This window comes from Sphingomonas taxi (genome assembly GCF_000764535.1).
Taxonomy (GTDB): Bacteria; Pseudomonadota; Alphaproteobacteria; order Sphingomonadales; family Sphingomonadaceae; genus Sphingomonas; species Sphingomonas taxi.
Genome location: NZ_CP009571.1, coordinates 2,764,344 through 2,788,584, shown reverse-complemented (window position 1 = coordinate 2,788,584; position 24,241 = coordinate 2,764,344). Strand labels below are relative to the sequence as shown.

14 protein-coding genes are annotated in these 24,241 nt (G+C 69.5%); 7 read left to right on the top strand and 7 right to left on the bottom strand.

Annotated elements, in window-relative coordinates; genetic code table 11:
* The first annotated feature begins 2 nt into the window (after positions 1 to 2).
* From MC45_RS12700 to MC45_RS12680, 5 genes are read left to right on the top strand one after another with little or no spacing between them, the layout of a single operon-like run.
* Positions 3 to 1,448: a family 43 glycosylhydrolase gene (locus tag MC45_RS12700; protein WP_052075661.1), complete on the top strand. Its 1,446-nt coding sequence runs from the start codon at positions 3 to 5 to the stop codon at positions 1,446 to 1,448.
* 38 nt (positions 1,449 to 1,486) lie between these two features.
* A complete protein-coding gene (locus MC45_RS12695; RefSeq protein ID WP_052075660.1) occupies positions 1,487 to 3,070 on the top strand; it encodes an alpha-N-arabinofuranosidase in 1,584 nt (527 codons plus the stop codon).
* Positions 3,071 to 3,074: 4 nt separating this feature from the next.
* Positions 3,075 to 4,730: a GH39 family glycosyl hydrolase gene (locus tag MC45_RS12690; RefSeq protein WP_245640721.1), complete on the top strand. Its 1,656-nt coding sequence runs from the start codon at positions 3,075 to 3,077 to the stop codon at positions 4,728 to 4,730.
* Between the two features lie 29 nt (positions 4,731 to 4,759).
* A complete protein-coding gene (locus MC45_RS12685; RefSeq protein WP_038667324.1) occupies positions 4,760 to 5,821 on the top strand; it encodes an alpha/beta hydrolase in 1,062 nt (353 codons plus the stop codon).
* Positions 5,818 to 7,383, top strand: a complete 1,566-nt coding sequence (locus tag MC45_RS12680; protein ID WP_038663763.1) for a glycoside hydrolase family 43 protein — start codon at positions 5,818 to 5,820, stop codon at positions 7,381 to 7,383. Before MC45_RS12685 ends, MC45_RS12680 begins: the two co-directional genes overlap by 4 nt.
* A gap of 138 nt (positions 7,384 to 7,521) precedes the next feature.
* Here the strand turns inward: MC45_RS12680 and MC45_RS12675 are convergent, their stop codons facing one another.
* The 6 genes from MC45_RS12675 to MC45_RS12650 form a co-directional block, all read right to left on the bottom strand.
* On the bottom strand, positions 7,522 to 8,289 hold the full coding sequence (locus MC45_RS12675) for a FadR/GntR family transcriptional regulator (protein WP_052075657.1): 768 nt from the start codon (positions 8,287 to 8,289) through the stop codon (positions 7,522 to 7,524).
* A gap of 81 nt (positions 8,290 to 8,370) precedes the next feature.
* A complete protein-coding gene (locus MC45_RS12670; protein WP_038663759.1) occupies positions 8,371 to 10,263 on the bottom strand; it encodes an NPCBM/NEW2 domain-containing protein in 1,893 nt (630 codons plus the stop codon).
* Complete coding sequence (locus MC45_RS12665) at positions 10,260 to 12,926, bottom strand: glycoside hydrolase family 3 C-terminal domain-containing protein (RefSeq protein ID WP_038663756.1); 2,667 nt, start codon at positions 12,924 to 12,926, stop codon at positions 10,260 to 10,262. Before MC45_RS12665 ends, MC45_RS12670 begins: the two co-directional genes overlap by 4 nt.
* 31 nt (positions 12,927 to 12,957) lie before the next feature.
* Complete coding sequence (locus tag MC45_RS12660) at positions 12,958 to 14,901, bottom strand: sialate O-acetylesterase (protein WP_038663752.1); 1,944 nt, start codon at positions 14,899 to 14,901, stop codon at positions 12,958 to 12,960.
* Between the two features lie 17 nt (positions 14,902 to 14,918).
* Positions 14,919 to 16,460, bottom strand: coding sequence for a tryptophan halogenase family protein (locus MC45_RS12655; protein ID WP_038663749.1), 1,542 nt, complete (start codon positions 16,458 to 16,460; stop codon positions 14,919 to 14,921).
* 64 nt (positions 16,461 to 16,524) lie between these two features.
* Positions 16,525 to 19,569 (bottom strand): TonB-dependent receptor, encoded by a 3,045-nt coding sequence (locus MC45_RS12650; protein ID WP_052075656.1) that lies wholly within the window; start codon positions 19,567 to 19,569, stop codon positions 16,525 to 16,527.
* A 235-nt stretch (positions 19,570 to 19,804) separates the two neighbouring features.
* Between MC45_RS12650 and MC45_RS12645 the strand changes: the two genes are divergently transcribed.
* Positions 19,805 to 20,491, top strand: coding sequence for a SapC family protein (locus tag MC45_RS12645; RefSeq protein ID WP_038663744.1), 687 nt, complete (start codon positions 19,805 to 19,807; stop codon positions 20,489 to 20,491).
* Positions 20,488 to 21,483, top strand: coding sequence for a cupin-like domain-containing protein (locus MC45_RS12640; protein WP_052075655.1), 996 nt, complete (start codon positions 20,488 to 20,490; stop codon positions 21,481 to 21,483). The genes MC45_RS12645 and MC45_RS12640 overlap by 4 nt, the downstream gene beginning before the upstream one ends.
* Before the next feature lie 9 nt (positions 21,484 to 21,492).
* Here the strand turns inward: MC45_RS12640 and MC45_RS12635 are convergent, their stop codons facing one another.
* Positions 21,493 to 24,186 (bottom strand): DUF5695 domain-containing protein, encoded by a 2,694-nt coding sequence (locus MC45_RS12635; RefSeq protein WP_038663741.1) that lies wholly within the window; start codon positions 24,184 to 24,186, stop codon positions 21,493 to 21,495.
* Between the last annotated feature and the right edge of the window lie 55 nt (positions 24,187 to 24,241).

Sequence of the window (24,241 nt, the reverse complement as noted above, 5' to 3'; positions counted from 1 at the left end):
CCATGATCCGCCCTATCCTCGCCGCGCTCGGCCTCTCGCTCGGCCTTGCCGCCGCCCCCGCCGCTGCGCAACTGCAGGGCGAGCCGTTCATCCACGACCCCTCCACGGTCACCTTCTCCGACGGACGCTGGTATACGTTCGGTACGCGGCAGGGCGGGCTCGTCTCCGACGACGGCTGGACGTGGCGCAGCGGCCCGGTGCGGCCCGGCGGCGGCGTCGCGCCCGACGTCATCAAGATCGGCGAGCGTTACTACATGGCCTATGCGGTCGGCGGCGGCGGCATGTCCGGCGGCCACGCCAGCCAGGTCAAGATTATGTGGACGCTGTCGCTCGACCCCAAGTCGCCACGCTTCGGCTATCACGACGTCGGCGTCGTCGCATCGAGCGACGGGGTGGAGACGGCCGATGCGATCGATCCTGCCTTCCTGCTCGCCGACGGGCGGCTGTGGCTGACCTACGGCACCTATTTCGGGCCGATCCGCATCGTCGAACTCGATCCCAGGACCGGGCTGCGCGTCGCCGGCAACCAGCCGGTCGACGTGGCGATCGACATGGAGGCCACCGCGATGATGTATCGCGACGGCTGGTATTATCTGCTCGGCACGCACGGCACTTGCTGCGACGGGCCGAATTCCACCTATCACATCCGCGTCGGCCGGGCGCGCAGCCCGCTGGGGCCGTATCTCGACCATATGGGCACGCCGCTGCTCAAGGGCGGCGGCAAGCTGGTAGTGAGTGCGCGGGGCCGCGACATCGGTCCCGGTCACTTCGGGCTGATCGAGCTGCCCGGCGGCGTCGAGAAATTCTCGATGCATTACGAGGCGGACATGGACCGCAGCGGGCGCAGCGTGCTGGGCATCGCGCCGCTGCTGTGGCGCGACGGCTGGCCGGTGGCGGGCGAGAACGTCGCGCCGGGCACCTATGAGATCGCGTCCGAGCGCAGCGGTTATGCGCTGGGACTGGCGACCGACTTCGTCCGCATCCCGTTCGACGCGCGCGCGAGTTTCAGGGCCAAGCCGGACGATCCCGTCGCACCGCTGCCCGACCAGACGCTGGCGCAGGATGGCCCGGGCTGGCCGCAGGGCCGGGTGCGCGTCGACCTCGCCGATTACATGGTGCGGCCGCACCAATTGTGGACGATCGCGCCGGTGGCCGACGCCGGCGGGTCGTTCGGCGCGCCATATTACAAGCTGACCATCGCCGGGACGACCCGTGCGCTGGCGGCGACCGCGGCGGGCGAGGTGGAGGCGGTGCCCGCCTTCACCGGCGCGGCCGAGCAATTGTGGCGCGTCGATCAGCTCACCGACGGCACCTACCGCATCATGCCCAAGGCGGTGCCGGGCGGCCGCACCGGGCTGGCGCTGGTCGCCGTCGGTGCGAGTACGCCGACGCTCGCCGCCTTCGATCCGGCCAGCCCGGCGGGGCGCTGGACGTTCCGCACGCCCTGACTCCCGCCGCCGCTGCCGCCATTACGAGAGGAAGACCGATGATCCCGTTCCGACCCCGCGCCGCCCGCGCGCTGCTGCCGCTGCTGCTTGCCGGCCTTGCCCTGCCGGGGACGGCGCCCGCGCAGGAGCGCGAAACCGAGGCTGTACAAGCGACGCTGCGCGCCGACACGCCGGGGCCGCAGGTGCATCGCGACGTCTTCGGCCAGTTCGCTGAGCATCTCGGCCACGGCATCTATGGCGGGATCTGGGTCGGCCCCAAATCGCGCATCCCCAATGACGCCGGTTATCGCCGCGACGTGCTCGCCGCGCTCAAGGCGATCAACGTGCCGATGGTGCGCTGGCCGGGCGGGTGCTTCGCCGACGAATATCATTGGCGCGACGGCATCGGCCCGGCGAAGGACCGGCCGGGCAAGGTCAACACCAACTGGGGCGGGGTGAACGAGGACAACAGCTTCGGCACGCACGAATATTTCGGGCTGATGGAGCGGCTGGGCGCGAGCACCTACGTCGGCGCCAACCTTGGCAGCGCGCCGCCCGCCGAAACCGCGCAATGGGTGGAATATATGACCGCGGCGAAGGGCAGCAGCATCCTCGCCAAGGAGCGCGCCAAGAACGGCCATGCCGAGCCGTGGAAGGTGCAGTATCTCGGCATCGGCAACGAATTGTGGGGCTGCGGCGGCAATATGCGCGCCGATTACGCCGCCGACGAGACAAATCGCTACGCGCAATTCGCCAAGTCGGCGAACGGCCCGATGCTCAAGATCGCCAGCGGCCCGAGCGATTCGAACTACGAATGGACCGAGGCGATGATGCGCATCGCCGGCAAGAATATCGACGGGCTGGCGCTGCATTATTACACGCGGCCGCGCGACAAGGACTGGAAGGACAAGGGGCCGGCGATCGGCTTTTCCGAGCATGAATGGGCGACGACGATGCAGCATACGCTGCAGATGGAAGAGTTCCTGACCAAGCATGCCGCGATCATGGACAAATACGACCCCGCCAAGCGCGTGATGCTGGCGGTGGACGAATGGGGCACCTGGTACGATCCGACGCCGGGCAGCAATCCCGGCTTCCTCGAACAGCAGAATTCGATCCGCGACGCGGTGGTCGCCGGGCTCAACCTCAACATCTTCGTCGCGCATGCCGACCGGGTGCGGATGGCGGCGATCGCGCAGATGGTGAACGTGTTGCAGGCGATGCTGCTCACCGACGGGCCGCGGATGGTGAGGACGCCGACCTATTGGGTGTTCGACCTGTACAAGCCGTGGCAGGGGGCGACGGCGCTGCCGATCACGCTCACCTCGCCCTGGTATCACAAGGACGAGGTGGCGGTGCCCGCGGTCAACGCCTCGGCGGTGCGCGACGCCGCAGGGCAGGTGCATGTCGCGCTGGTCAATCTCGACCCGAACCGCGCGCTGCCGGTGTCGGTCGCGCTGACCGGGGTGCAGGCGGGGCAGGCGAGCGGCCGGATCGTCACCGGCGCGGCGATGGATACGCACAACAGCTTCGATGCGCCCGATACGGTGACGCCGCAGCCGTTCACCTCGGCGCAGGTCGCGGGCGGTACGTTGACGCTGACACTGCCGGCCAAGTCCGTCGTCGTGCTCGACCTGCGCTGAGCCGGTGCGCGGCGGTCCCTCCTCCTGGTGCCGGTCGGCGGCTGCGGCAGCGGTGCTCGCGCTGCTGACCGCGGCAGCGCCGTCGCCGCGTGCGGTGCACGTCAGCGTCGATGCGGCGCGCGTCACCGCGCCGCTGCCGCCGATCTGGCGGTTCTTCGGCGCCGACGAGCCCAATTATGCGACGACGGCGGAGGGCAGGCGGCTGCTCGTCGAGCTCGGGCGGCTGCGGCCGAGCGAGATCTATTTCCGCGCGCACAACCTGCTGACCAGCGGCGACGGCACCGCCGACTTCAAATGGGGCAGCACCAACGTCTACACCGAGCGCGACGGCAAGCCGGTGTACGACTGGCGGATCGTCGACGGCATCATCGACAGCTATCGCGCCGCCGGCATCCATCCCTATCTCGAAATCGGCTTCATGCCCGAGGCGCTGAGCGCGGCGCCGCCGGGCACGCCCTATCGCCTGCCCTGGGCGCCGGGCGTCGATGCCAAGGGCAGCGCCGGCTGGACCTATCCGCCGCGCGACGAGAAACGCTGGGCCGACCTCGTCTATCGATGGACGCTCCACAATGTCGCGCGCTACGGTCGCGCCGAGGTGGAGCGCTGGTATTTCCAGACGTGGAACGAGCCCAATCTGAGCTTCTACTGGAGCGCCAGCCCGGAGGCCTTCTACCGGCTGCACGACGTCACCGTCGATGCGATCCGCCGCGCGCTGCCGACCGCGCGGGTCGGCGGTCCCGATCTCGCCGGTGCGGGCGGCACGTTCATGCAGGGCTTCCTGCGCCACGTCACCACCGGCACCAACCACGCGACGGGCGGAACGGGTACGCCGACCGACTTCCTGTCCTTCCACGCCAAGGGCCAGCCGGCGGTGGTCGACGGCCATGTCCGCATGGGAATCGCCAACCAGCTGCGCACCGCCGACGAGGCGTTCGCCGCCTTCGCCGCGGTGCCGCAGCTCGCCGGCAAGCCGGTGGTGATCGGCGAGAACGATCCGGAGGGCTGCGCCGCCTGCCCGGGGCCGGCCAACGCCTATCGCAACGGCCCGCTCTACGCGAGCTACACCGCGGCGAGCTACGCGCGGCTGTGGGAACTGGCGCAGCGGCGCGGCACGCGGCTGGAGGGCGCGCTCGCCTGGTCCTATACGTTCGTCGGCCAGCCGTGGTTCGCCGGCTATCGCCAGCTCGCCACCAACGGCGTCGATCTCGCGGTGCTCAACGTCTTCCGGCTGTTCGCGAAACTGGGGGCGGAGCGGCTCGCGGCGCGAAGCGACGGACAGGTGCCGCTCGACACGATGCTGCGCGACGGGGTGCGCGGCGCGCCGGATGTCGGCGTGCTTGCGACGCGGACCGCGCCGGGGCGCGTCGCGCTGCTGCTGTGGCATTATTACGACGACGACGTGGCCGGCCCCGACGCCCGCGTGACGCTCGACGTCGCGCATGTCGTGCCGGCGGCGGCGGGGCGGCTGTGGCGCGTCGATGCGCGCCACGCCAACGCGTTCGGCGCATGGCAGGCGATGGGTTCGCCGGCGCGACCGACGCCCGCGCAGGTCGCGACGCTGAAGCGCGCCGCGCGACTGACGCCGGAAGCGCTGCGCCTGACCGGCGGCCGGCTGACGATGACCGTACCGCGACAGGGCGTGGTGCTCGTCGAACTATGATCTTCGTTTTCAGCAGAGGATTGACCGCGATGACTTCCTTCCGTGTCGGCGCGCTTGCCATCGCACTGGCGCTCACCGTCGGCGGCGCATCGGCGCAGGTGACGACGCCAGCGCCCGCGCCGGTGGCGGGCGCCAAGCCGGTGACGATCGAGCGGATCACCGTCCATGCCCCGAGCATCGAGGGCAATCTGGAAGGCGAGAGTCCCGATCGCGCGGTGCTGGTCGTATTGCCGCCGAGCTATCGCAGCAGCCCGACGCGGCGCTATCCGGTGGTCTATGCCCTCCACGGCTATTCGATCGGTGCCGAACAATGGATCGGCGAGATCCACGTGCCGCAGACGGTGGAGGGCGCCTTCGCCAAGGGCACGCGCGAAATGATCGTCGTGCTGCCCGACAGCAAGACGGTGCACAACGGCTCCTTCTATTCGAGCTCGGTGACGGTCGGCGATTTCGAGACGTTCATCGCGAAGGACCTCGTCGCCTATATCGATGGCCATTATCGCACGATCGCCGACCGGCGCAGCCGCGGGCTCGCCGGCCATTCGATGGGCGGCTACGGCACCGCGCGGATCGGGATGAAACATCCCGAGACGTTCGGCGCGCTGTACATGATGAGTCCGTGCTGCCTGTCGACCCGCGCGCTCGGTACGCCCGATGCCGCCAACGAGGCGGCGCTGCGCAGCCTGCGCGCGCCCGCCGACAGCGCCAGATTGTCCTGGGGCCTGCGCGCGCAGCTCGCCACCGCAGCGGCCTGGTCGCCCAATCCCAAGGCGCCGCCGCTGTTCCTCGACCTGCCGATCAAGGACGGCGTGCCGCAGCCCGACGTGCTGGCGCGCTGGTCGGCGAATGCGCCGCTCGCGATGCTCGACCAATATGCCGGCAATCTCAAGCGCTATGCCGCGATCGGCATCGACGTCGGCGACCATGACGGGCTGAAGGACGACGCCGAGAAGCTTCACACCGGGCTCGACCGCTATGGCATCGCCAACAGCTTCGAAATCTATCCGGGCGACCATACCAGCGGCGTCGCCGGCCGGGTGCAGGACAAGATGCTCCCCTTCTTCTCGCGCGCTCTGGTGTTCGGCCGATGAGGCGCGGCTGGGGATTCGCGGCGGCGGCACTGCTGGCCACGACCGCGTCGGCGCAGGTATGGCGGTCTGACCAGGGGGACGGTACGTTCCGTAACCCCGTGCTCTACGCCGATTATCCCGATCCCGACGTCATCCGCGTCGGCCGCGATTATTATATGGCGAGCACCACCTTCGCCAACGTGCCCGGGATCACGATCCTGCACAGCCGCGATCTGATCAACTGGACGATCGTCTCGCATCTCGTCGACCGGCTGGAGGGGTTGCCGCAATACGACCTCGAGGGCGGCAACGCCTATCGCAAGGGGCTGTACGCCTCCAGCCTGCGCTATCACGCCGGCACCTATTATCTCGCCAACACGCCGGTCGGGCAGAAGACGCGCATCTGGTATGCGAAGGACGTGCGCGGGCCATGGCGCTATCACGAGCTGGAGCGCGAGGCGTTCGATCCCGGCCTGTTCATCGAGCCGGACGGCCGCGCCTATCTCGCCACCGCGAGCACCGCCGACGGCACGATCACGCTGCTGACGCTGGATGCGCAGCTCGCCCATGTCACCGACGCCAGGCGCATCCATTACATCAAGGGCGCGGAAGGATCGAAGATCATCCGCCGCGGCGATTATTATTATCTGTTCAACGCGCTGCCGCCACGGCTGGCGCTGAGCGTGTCGCGATCGCGCAGCCTGTTCGGGCCATGGGAGACGCGCGACCAGATCGACGACAAGAGCGGCGGCCATCAGGGCGCGCTGGTCGACCTGCCCGATGGCCGCTGGTTCGGTTTCGTGATGGAAGACAGCGGCGCGATCGGGCGGATGACCAATATGAGCCCGGTGTTCTGGCAGAACGACTGGCCGGTCTGGGGCACGCCCGCCGCACCCGGCCGCGTGCCGCGCCGCGCCGCCAAGCCGATCCCCGGCGCGCGCTTTGCCGAGCCGGCGACCTCCGACGATTTCGCCGCCGCGCGGCTCGGGCTGCAATGGCAGTGGAACCACAATCCCGATCCCGCGCGCTGGTCGCTGACGCAGCGGCCGGGCTGGCTGCGGCTGCGCCCGACGGTGGCGACGCGCTTCTGGTCGGCGCGCAACACGCTGACCCAGAAGGGGCAGGGACCGGCGAGCCGCGGCGAGGTGAAGCTCGACATCGGTCATCTGGCGCCCGGCGACCGCTGCGGCTTCGGCACGCTCGGCCAGTTTAGCGCCAATCTGACCGTGACCCGCGGGGCGGACGGCGTGGCGGCGGTCACGGCGGAGGTGACGGAGGACAAGGTCGGTGACGCGATCACCACGACGCTGGCGACGGCGCCGCTGCCGCGCGGCGATACGCTGTGGCTGCGCACCGACATGGACTTCACCACCGACCGCAGCCGGTTCGCCTATAGTCTCGACGGGCGGCGCTGGACGCCGCTCGGCGGTGACGCGCCGCTCGCCTTCGCGTGGCGTACGGGGACCTTCCAGGGCGAGCAGTTCGCGCTGTTCTGCTATGCCGACAAAGCGAGCGCGGGGTGGATCGACGTCGATCGCTTCACGCTGTCGCCGCTGGCGCCGGCGGGGACGGTGCGGCCGTAACGCTCGTGCCTCAAGCGTGGACGAGATCCCGATCGCTCGCCCTGACCCTGTCGAGGGGCAGGTGAATCTCAAGGTGCTTAGACAGGCTCAGCACCAACGGGGTGGATAGACCGGGCGTATCAGGCGCGTGAGGCGCGTTCAGACCGGCGTTTCGGCGGGCATCGCGCTGCGCGTGTCGCTCAGCGCGAGGTCGACGAGCACCTGCATCGCGGCGGTGGCGGCGGCGGCGTCGCGTGCGGCAATCGCGTCGTAGACGCGGGCGTGGTCGGGGATCGGATCGCGCGGCAGTGCGCGGGTGCGCTGCTTGAACTGTGTCGTCCAGGCGACCGCGGCGCCGATCGACGCGCCGAGCACCACCATCGCGTCGTTGCCCGTCGCATGCAGCAGCGCGTCGTGGAAATCGCGGTCGGCGGCGCGGCCCTCCGCGGTGGCGAGCGTGTGGCGGCGCATGCCCTTCAGCGCCTCGCCCATCCGCGTCAGGTCGGCGCGGGTGCGGCGCTCGGCGGCGAGTGCGGCGGCGGCGGGCTCGATCACCAGCCGCAGCTCGAACAGGCTGCGGATCAGCCGCGGATCGGGCTCGCCGGCGAAAGCCCAGGCGAGCACGTCGGGGTCGAGCAGGTTCCAGCGTTCGCGCGGCAGCACGTGCGTGCCGGTCTTCGGGCGGCTCTCGACCAGTCCCTTGGCGGTGAGCACCTGCACCGCCTCGCGATAGGCGCCGCGCGAGACGTCGAGCGCCTCGGCGGCGGCGACCTCGCCGGTCAGCACGTCGCCGGGGCGATATTCGCCCGACAGGATGGCGATGCCGAGCTTGTTGGCGACCGCGCCGCGCAGGCGTCGTCCCGGCTTGCGGGTGCTCGATGCCGGGGCCGGCAAGGCGGTGATGCTGCTGTCGTCGTTGGTCGCCACTGTTCAGACAAGGCCCGGATCAAAGGGATAAGTCAATAAGCGACCTTGGTCGGGGGCGGCCGGGGTCGGGGGCGGCCCACATCACCGGGTCAATGCAGCATCGCCCCAGGCCGCCGGCTGCACCCGTCCGTCGCCGGCCCGCGCGACGAGCTCGACGATCGCGACGCCGCCGACGTTCGCCTGCAACGGCGCGGGCGGCGTGCCGAACGCCATCGGCGGCGACTTGGCGAGCAGCCGGCCATCCCCCCACACTTCGAAGGTGATCGTGCCTGCCTGACGCTCGCCGGAATCGTTGACGCCGACCTGCGCGGCGAAGCGCTTGAATCCCTGGTTGCGCACTTCGAGGCGGGAATTGCCGAGCACGCCGATGCCGGTGTCGAAGTCCTTGCCGGCGACGCGCATCAGCTTGCCATATGGCGCGCGATCCGCCTCGGCGCCGCCCCAGCCGCCATATTGCGGGTGATCGCCGGGGCCGTGCGTGCCGGTCCACGGCGTGATCGAATGGTGGATGGTCGGATCGGGCTGCGGCGTCACCACACCGTCGGCGGCGGGGTTCACCCGGCCGGTCTGTTCGGAGAGGTAGAGGCCGTTCGACAGCCGGCGCGTGCCGCTGGCGCGGAACACGCGCGTCTCGTGCGGCGCCAGCGTCAGCGCCAGCTCCCCGCGGAAGCGACTGTCCTGCTTGCTCCACAAATCGCGCAGCCGCACGTCGGCGGTCGGCAGCAGCTTGAGATGCGCGGCGGTCAGCACCGCCTTGGCGGGCAGCGCGGACCGGTTGAAGATCGCGACGCCCTTGCTGCCGTCGGCGAGCGTCTTGGCGAAGATCTGCACCTCGTCGGAATCATAGGCGAGCACCGCCTGGTTGCCCGCCGGGTCCTGATTGAGAGCGACGAGATCGGCGTTGCCGAAGATCGCGAGCTGTTCGGGGGTGAGCTTGCGCAGGTCGTAGCCGATGAACAGCGGGGCGTTGACCATCGCCCACAAAGCGAAGTGCGACCGCGCCTCGACGGTGTGGGCATTGTCGAAATCGCCGGTGCCGACGTACAGCATGTCGGGGTCGTTCCACGATCCGGGATGCGCATAGAGAGGACGGTGCGTTACCGTGTCGAGATTGGTCAGCATCCGCGACCAGACGGGCTGGATGTCGTCGCTGGTGCGCGAGCTGTTGCCGACGTCCTTGCCCCAGGCGCGCACGTCGCCCGCGCCCCACAGGCAGAGCGAGAAGACATAGTCCCGGTCGCCGGCATAGGTGCGGATCGCGGTGCCGACCTGTTCGTAGAGACGGCGCACCCCGGCGACGTCGGAGCCGCCGAGCGACTGCATGTCGACCAGCGGCGGCAGCGCCCGGTACAGGCCCGAACGGACGCGCGGCGCGTCGGCGGGCAGGCCGCGGATGCCGCAGGCGTCGACCTTGATGAAGTCGAAATTCCAGTCGCGGAAATAGAGCTTCATGTCCTGGTCGACATGGCCGTACAGGCCGACCTCGCGCTCGGCGACCGTCCCCTCGGGCTGGTTCTTGAAGTCGGGCGTGTAGATCTGGCCGCAGCTGTTGCGGCCGATGTCGGAATAGATGCCCGCCTTGAACCCCATCGCGTGCAATTTGTCGGTGAACGGGCGGAAGCTGGAATCGGCACCGGTGGCGGCGGAGGGGAAATGATCGGTGCGGATCAGCATCCGCCCGTCGGGCTGGCGCCGCTTCAGCCACCAGCCGTCGTCGATGTTGACGTAGCGATAGCCCAGCTCGGCGAGCCCGGTGTCGCGTAGCGCCTGCGCCGAGGCGAGCACCTTTTCCTCGTCGACGTCGCTGTTGAACGCGTTCCACGAATTCCAGCCCATCGGCGGGGTCGGCGCATGGCCGCTGGCGTTGGCGCTCCACCGGCCGGTGGCGGCGAGCGGATCGCGGTCGGCCGCCTGGGCGCCGGTGGCGAGCGCGAGCAGCGACAGGCCGGCGAGGATGGTCGGGCGGGCGATCATTTGGGCAACTCCTGCGACTGGCGCGCGGTGAAGGTGGCGGTGCTGCCGGGGGCGGTGCCGGGCTGGCCGCCGCCGACGGTGACGCGATAGCGGCCCGCGGCGACCGACCGCGCACCGTCGGGCGCGACCGAACTGAGGTCGCGCGGCGACAGGTCGAAGGTGACGGTGCGCGCCTCGCCGGGGCGCAACGCGACGCGCTGGAAGCCGCGCAGCGCGACGCGCGGCATGCCGGGACGGTCCGGGAAGGTTAGATAGAGCTGCGCCACGTCCTCGCCCGGCCGGTCCCCCGTGTTGCTCAGCCGCGTGGTGACGCGCAGCCCCGACTCTGCCCCGCCGCGTGCCGGCGTGACGGTGAGCGGGCCGTAGGCGAAGCGGGTATAACTGAGGCCGTGGCCGAACGGATAGACCGGCGTGCCGGTGAAATAGCGATAGGTACGCCCCGTCATCGCATAATCGCCGAACGGCGGCAGGTCGGCGACGCTGCGGTAGAAGGTCAGCGGCAGGCGGCCCGACGGATTGGTGCGGCCGGTGAGGATGTTGGCGGCGGCGAGGCCACCGGTCTCGCCGGGATACCAGGCTTCGAGCACCGCGGCGGCATTGGCCTTGGCCCAGGCGAGGTTGATCGGGCTGCCGTTCATCGCGACGAGGACGATCGGCTTGCCGGTGGCGCGCGCCTGATCGAGCATCGCCAGCTGGTCGGCGGGGAGGTCGAGCGTCGTCTTGTCGCCGCCGGCGAAGCCGGGGACGGTGACGCCGGTCTCCTCCGCCTCGAGGTCGGAGGTGAGGCCGACGACCGCGACCAGCACGTCGGCATCGGCGGCGGCGCGCTTCAGCGCGGCGGCGGGGGCATCGGAAACGCGCTTCCAGACGAGATCGATGCCGCTGCCCTCGGCCTTGATCGCATAGCGGCGGCCGGCGACGAGCTTGACCGTGGTCATGCCGGCAAGGTCGTTCCAGCGCGCCTTGCGCCGGTCGGAGACGATCCGCCCGTCCAGTTCCAGCGTGCCGCCCGCACCCGACAGGCCGACGCGATAGCTGCCGGTCTCGGCGGGGACGAGAAAGCCGGTCCAGACCGTGCGGTGCACGTCGGCGACGCGGGCGAGATCGAGGTTGCGGTCGCCGACATCGGGTTCGATCCGCGTCGCCACCGGCTCGGTCTGGTATGTGACTGCGGCGACGGTCTTCTCGCGCGTGCCGGGCGCATAGAAGGCAGGCAGCGGCGTCGCCGGGTTGTAATAGCGCGCGAGCAGGCCGGGCTTGCCGTCGGGCGTCTGCAACACGGCGGTCGGGATACGGTCGCCGTCGGTCATCGATTCGCCGAACGGCACCAGCGTCACCTGGCTCGCCCCCAGCGTGGCGCGCAGGCCGTCGAGCACCGAGACCGGCGGCCCCGACAGGCCCGAGGAGTAATTGCCGCGCAGCACGCGCGTCGCATCCCCGAGCGGGCCGATCACCGCGACCTTCGTTCCGGCGCGCAACGGCAGCGCGCCATCGTTCTTGAGCAGCACCATCGAGCGTTCCGCCGCAGCGAGCGCCAGCGCGCGATGTGCCGGGGCGGCGATCGCGCTGACCGGCACCGCGGCGGGCGCACCGGCGAGGCCGGGCAGGTCGCCGTTGCGATAGCGCGCGGCGAACAGGCGGACGAGCGTGCGGTCGATGTCGCCTTCGGTGATCAGGTTGCGGCGCAGCGCCTCGCGATAGCGGTCCTCGAGGCCGGCGGTGTCGCCGAGCGTCGCATTGTTGCACTCGCTGTCGACGCCGGCGCGCATCGCCGCGGCGACCGCGGTGGCGCCGTCGGGGGCGTATTTGTGATTGTCGGCGATGTCCTTCACCGCGTCGCAGTCGGAAACGACATAGCCGGTGAAGCCCCAGGCGCCGCGCAGATGCTCCCTGAGCAGCAGGTCGCTGGCACAGGCGGGCTGCCCGTCGATGCGATTGTAGGCGCACATCACCGATCCCGCGCGTCCCTCGACGATCGCGGCACGGAAGGCGGGGAGATAGGTGTCCTCCAGATCGTGCGCCGAGACGAACACGTTCGCTTCGTGGCGGGTGCCTTCGGGACCGCTGTGGACGGCGAAATGCTTCGGCGTGGCGATCACCTGCGGCCGGTCGGGGTTGGGCCCCTGCATGCCACGGACGAAGGCGACGCCCATCGTCGCGGTGAGGAACGGGTCCTCGCCGTAGGTTTCCTGCCCGCGGCCCCAGCGCGGATCGCGGAAGATGTTGATGTTGGGCGACCAGGTGTCGAGGCCGGTGCCGATATGGCCGACCCGCCCGGTCTGGCGGGCGAGCGTGTGCAGCGCGCGCACTTCGGTGCCGATCGCGCCGGCGACGTCATGGACGAGCGGGGCATCGAAGGTGGCGGCAAGGCCGATCGGCTCGGGGAAGTTGGTGGTGTTGCGCGCGCCGAGCGCGCCGTGCAGCGATTCCGTCCACCAATTGTAGGCCGGGACGTTCAGCCGCGGGATCGCCGGTGCGACGTTGAGCAGTTGCGGCAGTTTCTCCGCGATCGTCATTCGCGCGACCAGCGCCGACGCCATGCGGAGCGCCGGATCGGTCTCCGTCTGCCGCTGCGGTGCGGCGGGTTCGCGCGCGAGCACCGGGGTGAGCGCGAGCGCGAGGCCCGCCGTGGCCAGCCCTGCGGCCCGCATCGTGATCGCCATCGTCATCTCCCCTTGCGGCGTTGCGTGTCGCTTATCGTGCCACCGGCACTTCGAACGTACCGACCGGCAGCTGCGCGTCGTCGGCGAGGTTGATCGCGGGCGACTCCGCCCAGGCGTAGCGGACCCGCGTCACCGGCTTGCCGTCGCCGGGCAGCATCACGGTCGAGCCGGTGACGCTGCCGCTGGCGTAGCGGCAGGTGCCGGGCGCCGCGTCGCACAGTTCGAAGCCGATCGCGCGATCCGAGCCGCGCGCGTGGAGCGCGCCGGTGACGCCGTCGAAGCGCAACGTCACGCCGCCGCCCGCCGCGCCGCTCGCACCGGCGATGGCCGGGCCGGAGGGCGCGATACGCTCGCCGTAGACGGTGGCGCGCATCACGCGCGCGAGCCGCTGTCCGACCTCGTGCTTCTCGCCCGGATGGATGTCGAGCACGTCGCCGATGTCCATCGCCACCGCGATCCCCGCGCGCGGATCGGCGGCGGCGACGCGGCGCTGCGCATCGCGGACGAGGCCCCAACCGCTATCCGACGGTGCGGTTGCCGGCGTGCCGTAGGAGGAGAGCTGGACGACGCCGAACGCCGCCCGCGGGCTGGCGAAGCGGCTACGCCAGTCGGCGATCAGCGCGGCGAGGCGGCGGTCGTAGCCGGGGATGCCGGTATCCGACTCGCCCTGATACCAGGCGATGCCGGCGAGCCGCATCGTGCCGAGCGGCGCGATCATCGCATTGTAGAGCGTGCCGGCGCCGTTGATGTCGTCCCACGGCACGCGCGGCGCGGCACCGGCGAGCCGCTTGGCGACGGCATAGCGCCAGTCGCTGCCGAGCGGCTGGCTGCTGCCGTCGGCGAAGGTGATGCGCATCGTCTCCGCCGGTCCGAGCATGCCGCCATAGGCATAGACGTCGTCGTCGTTGACCGTGATGACGTTGCGCCCGGCCTTCAGCGTGCCGGCGGGCAGCGCATAGACGCGCGATTGCGAGGCGAGGCTGCTGCCGCCGACGCCGACGCCGTTGACCCAGGTGCGATCGGCGTCGTCGACCATGCCGAGCACCAGCGTCGCGGGACCGCGCGCCTGCTCCGCCGTCACCTCGATCGTGCGCTGATACCAGATCATGCCGTTGTAATCGGCGAGTGCGGGCACGCCCCACGTCTCGAACGCGGTCATCGCCGGCACCGGCTTCCAGTCGAGCGCGGCATCGGCCTGCCACGGCTCCTTGCCGCGCGCGTCGCCGGCACCAGCACGCCACCAATCCTCCCAGATCATCGAGGCGCGGCGGTTGGCGGCGGCGGGGTCGCGAGCGTAGAGCGCGAGCAGATCGGCGGCGTCGCCCATGTTGGACGCGCGTAGCGCCGGCGCGCTCATCCAGGCGCTGATCCGCGAGCCGCCCCAGCTCGAATGCACCGCGCCGATCGGCACCTTGGCGGTGCGGCGCAGCGCCTGCACCATATAGAAACAGGCCGCCGAGAAGCTCTGCGCGGTGGTGCCGTCGGCGGCGACCCAGCGTGGTGCCTGATCGAAGCGGGCGAGCGGGGCGGGGGCGGCGACCTTGGCAATCGTCAGCAGCCGCAACTGGTCGTCGAGCGGCGGGTGCGCGTCGGGGATCAGCTTCTGCGCGTCGGTGACCGCCAGCTCCATATTGCTCTGGCCCGAGCAGAGATAGACGTCGCCGACGAGGATGTCGCGGAGCACCGCCGCGCCGCTCGCCGCGGCGATGGTCAAATCGTAGGGGCCGCCGGCGGGCAGCGCCGGCAGGCGCGCCGCGAACCGGCCGTCGCGCCCCGCCCTGGCGGTGACGGTGTGGCCGGCGAGCGTGATCATCACCGTCTCGCCCGCCGCGGCATCGCCGGCGAGGTCGATCGGCTGGTCGCGCTGGATCACCGCATGATCGGACAGGACGCCGTCGAGCCGTGGCGCGGCCACCGCCGGGCTGGCGCAGGCGAGCGCGACGAGGGCGCAGGAGGCGAGAGCGATCGTCCGCATGGGCTGGTCTTTCCGGGTCAAATGGGTTGTAGACCGTGGCGGACGATCCGTTCGATCAGGTCGCGATGGCGAGGCAGGCTGGCGACCATCCGCTGCGTCTGCACCGCATTCTCGCGCCGGGCGCGGCGCGCGAGTTCGGCGTCCGCCTCGATCGTGCCGGGCAACACGGCGCTGCGCGCACCCATGCCGTAGAGGACATATTGGTAGCTGGCGGAGGGAAAGACCTCCTCGGCGCGGTCGAATTCGTCGTGCAGCCAGGGCGATTGATGCTGCCACAGCTCCATCAGCCCGCGCAGGCGATCGGGGATCGTCTCGGGCCGGACGTTGTCGCGCCAGAAGTCGGTGTCGGTCCGCTGCGTCAGCGCATAATGCAGCTTGAGGAAATCGATGATCCGGCCCCAGCGATACTGGGTCGTGTCGTTGAAGCGGCGCGCGACGACGTCCATCACCTCGCGGCACGGTGGCAATTGCTCGGCGATCATCTTCGCCGACAGTTCGATCAGCACGATCGCCGAGGCTTCGAGCGGTTCGAGGAAGCCCGCCGCCAGCCCGACCGCGACGCAATTGCGCTCCCAGAAACGCGTCCGATGGCCGGCGCGGATCGAGAGCTTGCGTACCGGCAGGTCGTCGCCGGCCGGGCCGATATAGGCGCGCAGCTCGCGTTCGGCGGCGTCGACGTCGATATGGCTGCTCGAAAAGACATGGCCGATGCCGCGCCGCGTCGGCAGGCCGATGTCCCAGATCCAGCCCGCCGACTGCGCGGTCGATATGGTGTGGCTGGCGATCGGATCGTCGGGCTGCGCGTAAGGGATCTGGATCGCCAGCGCGGTGTCGCAGAACAAGGTGTCGGCGCAGCTGCGGAAGGGGACGCCCATCGCCTTGCCGATGAGCAACGCGGCGAAGCCGGTACAGTCGACGAACAGGTCGCCGTCGATCGCGATGCCCTGTTCGGTGTCGAGGCCAACGATGTCGCCACTCTCGTCCTTGCGCACGTCGGTGACGTCGGCGCGGACGTGGCGGACGCCGAGCGTCTCGCAGCAGTGGCGCTGGAGGAAGTGCGAGAATTTGCCGGCGTCGAGGTGATAGGCGTAATTCGCCTGTCCCTCATATTCGGGCGTCGCCATCGTCTTGGGAGCGAGCCCCTCGTCGCAGATGCGGCCCTGCGGCGTGACCGTGTCGCAGAAGCTGCCGTCGCCGTCGCCCGTCAGCCAGTGCGGCGCGAGGTTCACGCTGGCGAATTGCTGCGGCAGCATCAACGGGTGGTAATAGCCGTCGTCGACCGCGCCCGTCGTCCAGCGGTTGAAGCGCGCGCCCTGTTTGAACGAGGCGTCGCACTGGCGGAAGAATTCGGTTTCGGAGACGCCCATGCGCTTGAGCGTGCTGCGCAAGGTCGGCCAGGTGCCCTCGCCGACGCCGATGATCGGCACGTTGGGCGATTCGACCAGCGTGACGGTGAAGCCGTGCGGGCGCTGGCCCTGATGGCGTGCGGCGATCACCCCGGCGGTCAGCCACCCTGCGGTGCCGCCGCCGACGATGACGATGTTCCTGATCTGGTGCATGGCTTTGCGTGTTCGCAAAAATGACGGAGCGCAACCGGGGTCGCGCTCCGCCAGGGGGAGAGGATCAGAAGCGGTAGCGGGCGCCGACCGTGTAGCGGCGACCGTAATCGAACACGTCGAGCAGCTGGTTGGAATAGCGGCCGTGCGTGCTCTGCTGGTTGTTGTTGACGTTGAGTGCCTCACCGAAGACGCTGAAGTTCTTGGTGATGTCGTAGCTCGTCGTCAGATCGATCTGGAAGCTCTGGTTGACGAAGGTCGGCTCCGATCCGAACGAACCGGTGTTCTGGTTCTGGCCGAACTGGAGCAGATACTTGTCGCGCCAGTTGAGCGCCGTACGGAACTGGAAGCCGTTCTTGTCATAGAAACCGACGAAATTGGCGGAATTGGCAAGGCCGGTGACCGCGAAGCCGGTCTGGGTGATGTTCTTGTCGTCATACGGCCGGTTGGTGTTGACGAAGGTGGCGTTGGCCTGGAAGCCGAAGCCGGTGTCGCCGAACACCTGCTGCAGCGCCAGCTCGACGCCGCGCACGGTGGCGTCGGGGCCGTTGACCTGCTGCGACACGGCGAAGCTCGCCGCGGTGCCCGTGGTCGGATCGACCAGCCCGTTGATCCCCTGACGCGTCACGCCGCCGACGATGAAGTTGCTGACGTTCTTGAGGAAGAAGTTGACCGCCAGATAGGAGTTGCGGCGGTAGTACCATTCCATGCCGAGGTCGAAATTGTCGGCCAGATAGGGCTTCAGGTTCGGGTTGCCGCCACTCGCCGACAGCGCGCCGATCCGCTGGCCGTTGCCGACGTTGAGCACCGGGTTGAGCAGGCTGAGCGACGGACGGGTCAGCGTGCGCGACGCGTCGACGCGCAGGATCAGGTTGTTGGTCAGCTCCAACTTCGCATCGAGGCTCGGCAGCAGGTACGAATAGGAACTGGTATTGGTGACGCCCTGCACCGGGGTGTAGGTCGGGATGCTCAGCAGCGTCGGATCGGCGGTGCTGGTGACCAGCGACGTCGGCAGGCGGCCCTGGCCGGTGGCGACGAGGTTGGTGACTTCGTTGCGTACGCCGGCGTTGAACGTGAACGGCAGGCTGCCGATCTCGGTCTTGAAGTTGACGCTGAAGTACAGCGACCACGTCCGCTCGCGCACCTTGAGCACGCTGCCCGGATCGACCGCCTCGTCGAACGTGCCGGTGAAGCCGGTGACGTTGCCGTAGTTGAAGCCGGGGACGTTCTGCGCCGACGGATTGCCGAGGCTGGTCAGATAATTCTGATAGGCGACCGGGCTGAACACGAACACCGACGGCGGCAGGCTGCCCTTGAAGCCCGGGATGAAGTTGTTGAGGCTGACCGAGCCCTGGTACAGGCTGGCCGGCAGCGGCGAGATGCCCGAGGTGCCGCGCGACGGCCCGCCATAGCCGGCATAGGCCTGCCAGAAGTTGTTGGTGAACGTGCTCTGGTTGCGGAAGTCGAACGTGTCCTGATAGAATTGGCCACCGGCCTTGATCGTCAGATCGTCCTGCTTCCAGGTGGCGTTGCCGCGGAACTGGACCAGCTCGTCGGTATTGTGCTGCGTCTGGTTGACGGTGACGTGGCTGCCGATCAGCGACGTATCGGCCCAGCCCGCCGCATTGCCCGCCGGCCCGTAGTTGCTGATCGTCGGGAAGGCGTCCTTGCTGTTGCCGCCGACGGTGAAGCGCAGGTTGTTGCTGAGCGCATTGCCGTAGCCAATGTCGCCGTTGCGGCTGCCGATCACGTCGCCCGGGTTGAGCCAGCTCTTGGCATAAGCGACGTCGCCTTCCAGCGTCAGGTTGCTCGTCGCGTCATATTTGACGTTGAGGCCGGTCTGGTTGGTCTGCAGGATCTGCTTGTTGAGTGCCGAGGTGAAGTCGGTCGGCGTGCCGGTCTGGGTGAAATCGGTCGCGGTGCCGTTCTTGTCGAGCGTGACGTTGCGCAGGTCGCCCTGGTTGAACCAGACGCCGAACGCATAATTCTCCTGGGTGATCGTCTGACGCGAGAAATTGTTGTCGATCGTCAGCATCAGGTCGTCGGACGGATGATATTGCAGCGCGATGCGCGCATCGACGCGCTCGTCCTCGACGCGCTGCTGCTCGGCGCCATATTGCTGCGGGAACCAGCCCGGCAGATTCTGGCGGTTGGCCGGATTGGCATAAGCGGCCGAAGCGGTGTTGCTGGTCGGCGTGCAGGTGCCGGTGCTGCCCGCGAGCTGGCAGGGGGCGAAATTGCCGCCCGGCCAACCCGACACATAGACACGATTGGTATCGGTATCACGCTTGGTGTAGATCACGTCGGCGAGCACGCCGAAGGTCTCGTCGGCGTTGGTGCTGCTGACCAGCAGGCCGCCGGTCGGCACGATCTTGCCCGACCGGTCCTGGATCGAGCCCGAGCCGGTCGCGGCGACGCGGAAGCCGGGGTGGTCGAACGGATTGGGGAAGGCGATGTTGACGGTCGCGCCGATCGAGCTCGACGCCAGCGACACGTCCGGCGTCTTGAGGACGCTGAGCTGGCCGATGAAGTCGACGCCGACGGTGCTGAAGTCGATCTGGCGGCCGCCGGTCGCGGTCGAGATGCGGCGGCCGTCGTACAGCGTGGTGTTGAAATCGCCGCCGAAGCCGCGGACGGTGATGCCGGTCGGCTCGCCGCGCGAGCCGGAACGCTGGATCGACACGCCGGGCAGGCGCTGCAGCGAGGCGGCGACGTTCGAATCCGGGAATTTACCGATATCCTCGGCGGAGATCACGTCGACGACGCCCGACGAGGTGCGCTTGAGGTCGAGGTTGCGCTGGAGCGAACCGCGCAGGCCGACGACGACGATGTCGTCACCCGCGCCCTGCGCGCTGTTGCCCTGCGACACGTCCTGCGCAGTCGCCGCATCCTGCGGCTGGCCGGCTTCGGCAGCGCTGGTCGTGTTGGCAGTCGCCGGCACGGCGGGCTGTGGCGCGGCGGGCTGGCTGGTCGTGCTATTCTGCAGGTTGCCCTGATCCTGGGCGAGCGCCGGCGCGGCCCAGGCGAAGGTCGCCAGGCTGGTCGCGCAGGCGAGAACATGGATCCGGCGGAAACTGCGGGCTCCGGTACGCGCACGCATGGTCGTAGGCATTTTTGACATCCCCTCTTTTTACGTCGCGCTACCCCTTCTTGCGGGGGTGCGAGCGACTGCTCGGTTTCTCTGCCGATTCGGGTGCAAAGCACGCCGTCACGACATGAACGGTAGCGCTCACAATATCGCATCGACTTGCTTTTGCAAGCATTTGTAAGAGTGATGGGGGCGCTTTGCATCGCTCGTCCGCTGTGCGATCTCTAGCGCTAACAATCGCAACGAGTTGGAGGGGTGGATGCCGGACTGGCAGATGTTGAACGGCGCGGATCATGCCGCGCTGCGCCTGTCGCGCAGCGCCGACGGCACCCGCCATTTCGCGCAGATCGTCGCCGACGAATTCCTCCCGGCGATGCTCCATTACCCGATCCTGTTCACCAAACATCCCGAAACGGGGGCTTTCTATGCCGGTGTCGTCATGGGGCTGGAGCCGGGGCGCAACCTGATGACGGTCGACGGCCGGTTGCCCGATTACCGGCCTGCCGATCTGGAACGGCAAGGCTTCTTCATCGCCGAGGGGCAGGTGGTGATCGATCGCGAGCATGCGGTCTTTGCGGCCGGCGAGGGGCAGCCGCTGTTCGAGCCGACCGGCGAGGCGGCGCCCGCGCTCAAGCGCGTGCAGCAGGCGCTGCACGTGCTCGACCAGGGCATCGCTGCCACCGATGCGATCATCCGCCGCTTCCTCGACCACCGCCTGATCGAGCCGATCGACGTGTCGATGCAGTTCGACGACGGTCGCCAGCTGCGGCTCGATGGCCTCTATACGATCAGCCTCGACGCGCTGCACGCGCTGCCCGATGCGGCGGCGCTGGCGCTGTTCCGCGGCGGCGACCTGCAACTCGCTTATGCGCAGACCGGTTCGGTGCGGCATCTGCGCACGCTCGGCCGCATCCATAACGACCGGATCGCGACGGCGGCGCTGTGATCGACGCCGCGCCGCCGCCGGCACTGGCCGATCCAGAGGCGTTCCGCCGCGACGTGATGGTCGCCGGCAGACCGGTCGTCGCGCGCGGCGCGGCACGGCACTGGCCGATGCTGGCGGGCGGGCGCGACACCGTGGTCGAGGCGCTGCTCGCCTTCGACGCCGGGCGCACTGCGGAGATGTTCGTCGGGCCGCCGGCGATCGGCGCGCGCTATCATTACGACGAGGCGCTCGCCGGGTTCAATTTCACGCGCACCACTCTGCCGTTCCGCGAGGCGCTGGCGCGCGTCCTCGACACCGCGGGCCAGCCGGACAGCCCGAGCCTCTACATGGGCTCGCTGACCTCAGAAAATTGCTTCCCTGGTATCGAGACGGTGGTGCGGTTGCCGTTCGTGCCGGCGACGGCGCGGCCGCGGATCTGGATCGGCCATGCCTCGACCGTCGCCTGCCATTACGACACGATGGACAATGTCGCCTGCGTCGCGGCGGGGCGGCGGCGGTTCACCCTGTTCCCGCCCGAGGCGATCGCCGACCTCTATGTCGGGCCGATCGACCATACGATGGCGGGACAACCGGTCGGGCTGGCGGTCGGCAGTGCGCCGGGCGACGCAAGGTTCCCGCGCTTCGATCGCATCCGCGACCGCGCGCTGGTGGTGGAGCTGGAACCGGGCGACGCGCTCTACGTGCCCAAACTCTGGTGGCATCAGGTCGAGGCGATCGGTGAGGTCAACGTGCTGGTCAATTTCTGGTGGGACGGCTTCGCCGACGGTCCCGACCAGCCTTATACCGCGATGATGCTGGCGCTGATCGCGATCGCCGAGCGGCCGGCGGCGGAGCGCGCCGCCTGGCGGGCGTGGTTCGACCATTATGTCTTCCGCCCCGAAGGCCATCCGCTCGCCTTCCTGCCGCCGGCCAGGCACGGCATCCTCGACGGCCAGCCCGAAAGCCGCGGCCGCATCCGCGCGCTGGTGATGCGGCTGTTGCGCGGCGGCTGAGTCGCGCCGTCAGCCGATGGGGCTGAGCGTCACCTCGGTCGGGCCGGTGCCGAGCGGCAGCGTGACGCCGCCGCGCTCCGCGGTGCCGGTCGTGGGCGCATAGTCGTGGCCGCGCGGCGTCGTGCGGATGACGGACAGCCGGGCCCGCGGCGTGTGCGCGTCGGCGGGGTCGAGCGTCAGGACGATCGTGCCGTCCGCGGGTGTGTAGCGCGCCGCGGCGATCCGTCCTGCTTCGAGCGTGATCCACTGGCCGGCGGGTGCCACGAACAAGCGCGTGCGCGCGCCGTCGCGCGGCCGGATCGTCACGTCGCCGCCATCACGCGTCACCGCGCCGCCGAAGCCGAGCCAGCCGAAGATCGGATCGTCCACCAGATAGGTCGCGACCGCATAGGCGTGCGCGAAATAGCCCATGCCAAAATCGCCGCTATACGGATCCCAGCGCATCCGGTCGGGCCAAGCGTGAAAGGCGGCGGAGGCGAAGCCGTCGCTGTCGATATTGGTGATCCCGCCCATCAGCCCGCCGTAGGCGACGCGCAACAGGTGCAGGTCGGCGGGATCGCGACGGAACGAATCGAACAGCGGCAAGGCGTTGTTGGTCGATCCGTAATGATGGATCTGGCGTTCGATGCGTGGATATTTGCCGCCGTACAGGAAGTCCCAATAGCGCCGCGCATTGCCGTTATAGCCCCAGCTCGGCACCGCGGGATCATAGCCCAGGATCACCTCGCGCGTCTGCACCGCCTGGCGGTCGTAACCGAAGTGGCGCAGCCAGTCGTAGACCTCGGGCTGGCCGGTCGAATCCCACGCCATCTCGCTGCCGAAGGGATAGCGCAGCCCCGCCCAATGATCGGCGCGGCGGCGCATCAGCGCCTCGACCGTGTCCGCCTCGACGGTCATCCCCTCGCGGCGCAGATCGGCGAGGATGTCGAGGAAGACGTTGCCCTCCATCTGGCCGAATTGCGTATAATGCGGCGCGTCGCGCATCATCGCGACGATCGTCCGCTGCGCCCAGCCGAGATACCAGCGCCAATCGTGGCGCGTCACCAGCCCGTCGTGGTTGCGCGCCAGCCGGTAGAGCACCCAATGGCCGATCGCGACATGCGGATAATTGTACGAGCGGCCGAGGTCGCCGGCCTGTCTGACGCTCCACGCGGTCCAGCTCTTCCATTGCGCGGGGTCGCGGTAGAGCGTCGGGAACCGCGCCGGGTCGTAGTAGAACAGGCTCTTGCGCACGCCGCCGGCATGCGGCCCGTCGGCGACCTGCAGCCGGCCGACCACTGTTTCGTCGACCAGCCGTTCCAGCTTGGCGACCTCGACCGGTTCGGGGTGATCGAGCTGCTTCATCATCGCCGCGACCCAGCTTCCCGCGCCGCCCTCGTCGCTCATCCCGGCGATCCACACGCGCGGCTCGACGTCGACGATGCGCTGCGCCTCATGGTCGTAGGTGAGGATCGCCGGCGTCCGGCCGAACGGATCGCCCTTGCCCTCATACCATTGCCGCGTCGTCGCGAACCGGCCGAGCGCCGCCATCGTCGCATCGAGCGGGCGGATGACGTAATAGCTCACCGTCTGCCGCTGGCCGTCGGCATAACGCAGCGTCAGGCGCGCCGGGCCGAAGCCGTGGCTGGTCACCGCCAGCCGCGTCCAGCCGTGGACGGTGCCGTCGCGCCGCACCGACAGCGCGCCCGCCGGGCTGCTGTCGATCACGGCGATCGTGGCGGGGGCGCGGACGAACAGCGTCGCGGGCTGATCGGTCGGCACGACATAGCCGGGAATGCCGATCGCGACCGGGCGCCGCTGCGCGATCAGCGTTGGCTCGATCGCGCGGATCGACGGCGCGGTGACGAGCCGCAGGCCGATCTCGATACTGGCGCCGGGCGCGATGGTGCGGCTGGTGGGCAGGTTCCACTGTTCGCCGGCGCCGCGCCATTCGCGTTCGGCGAAGCCGCGCGAATGGACCAGCCAGTCGTAGAATCCCTCGAACGTCTGCTCGCGCGGCGTCTTCTCGGTGAAGACGCTGCCAGCGGGCGCATCCGCGGCATCGGCGAGCGGCGCATAGGCCTCGAACGGCGTATCGCGGCCGGGCAGGACGAGCAGCGTCGGTCCCTTGCCGCTGAGCCGCGTCACCTGAAGATAGCCGGCGTCGCGGCCGATATAGGGATCGGCGAAGCTCGACTGCGCGTGCGCCTGGTCGAGATCGCGGCCGGTGATGATGTTGTCGAACGCCATCGGCAGGCCGAGGCCGCCGATCTCGACCGGCGCGTTCGAACGGTTGGTCAGGCGGAAGCGCAGCCCGAGCGCGCCGCCCGCCACGACCCAGCGCCGCTCGACGGCGAGCGGGATGCCGTCGCCCATGGTCGCGGTGATGTCCGCCGCGGCGATCGTGCCGCGCACCGCCGGCAAGGGCCGGATCGGCCGGCGGCGGTGCGCCGAGCCGAAGTCGCGCCACGGCCCGTTGCCGCTGCGCAGGCGGATGTCGATGTCGCCGACGTGATTGTAGCCGTCCCCCGCCCGCTCCGCCTCGCGCGCGGTCGGCACGAAGCTGAACCCCGGCTCCGCCGCCGGCGACAGGCGGGCCAGCGTCTGCGTATCGGCGCGCAACGTCCCGCGCAGCGCGCCCACCGCGAACGGCGTGACCGGCATCGCCGGCGCCGCGCCGACGAGGAGAAGCGCGGCGAGCGCGGGCAGGCGGGGGAGCGTCATGCGGGCCTTTGCGATCGGTCGCCGCCGGCATCCCGGCGACGGGAGCACGATCGAT

Bases quoted from the DNA above. Each gene is read 5' to 3' on its own strand.
- MC45_RS12700 (WP_052075661.1), top strand. From the start codon at position 3: ATGATCCGCCCTATCCTCGCCGCGCTCGGCCTCTCGCTCGGCCTTGCC.
- MC45_RS12695 (WP_052075660.1), top strand. From the start codon at position 1,487: ATGATCCCGTTCCGACCCCGCGCCGCCCGCGCGCTGCTGCCGCTGCTG.
- MC45_RS12685 (WP_038667324.1), top strand. From the start codon at position 4,760: ATGACTTCCTTCCGTGTCGGCGCGCTTGCCATCGCACTGGCGCTCACC.
- MC45_RS12680 (WP_038663763.1), top strand. From the start codon at position 5,818: ATGAGGCGCGGCTGGGGATTCGCGGCGGCGGCACTGCTGGCCACGACC.
- MC45_RS12670 (WP_038663759.1), bottom strand. From the start codon at position 10,263: ATGATCGCCCGCCCGACCATCCTCGCCGGCCTGTCGCTGCTCGCGCTC.
- MC45_RS12665 (WP_038663756.1), bottom strand. From the start codon at position 12,926: ATGGCGATCACGATGCGGGCCGCAGGGCTGGCCACGGCGGGCCTCGCG.
- MC45_RS12660 (WP_038663752.1), bottom strand. From the start codon at position 14,901: ATGCGGACGATCGCTCTCGCCTCCTGCGCCCTCGTCGCGCTCGCCTGC.
- MC45_RS12655 (WP_038663749.1), bottom strand. From the start codon at position 16,460: ATGCACCAGATCAGGAACATCGTCATCGTCGGCGGCGGCACCGCAGGG.
- MC45_RS12650 (WP_052075656.1), bottom strand. From the start codon at position 19,569: ATGCCTACGACCATGCGTGCGCGTACCGGAGCCCGCAGTTTCCGCCGG.
- MC45_RS12645 (WP_038663744.1), top strand. From the start codon at position 19,805: ATGCCGGACTGGCAGATGTTGAACGGCGCGGATCATGCCGCGCTGCGC.
- MC45_RS12635 (WP_038663741.1), bottom strand. From the start codon at position 24,186: ATGACGCTCCCCCGCCTGCCCGCGCTCGCCGCGCTTCTCCTCGTCGGC.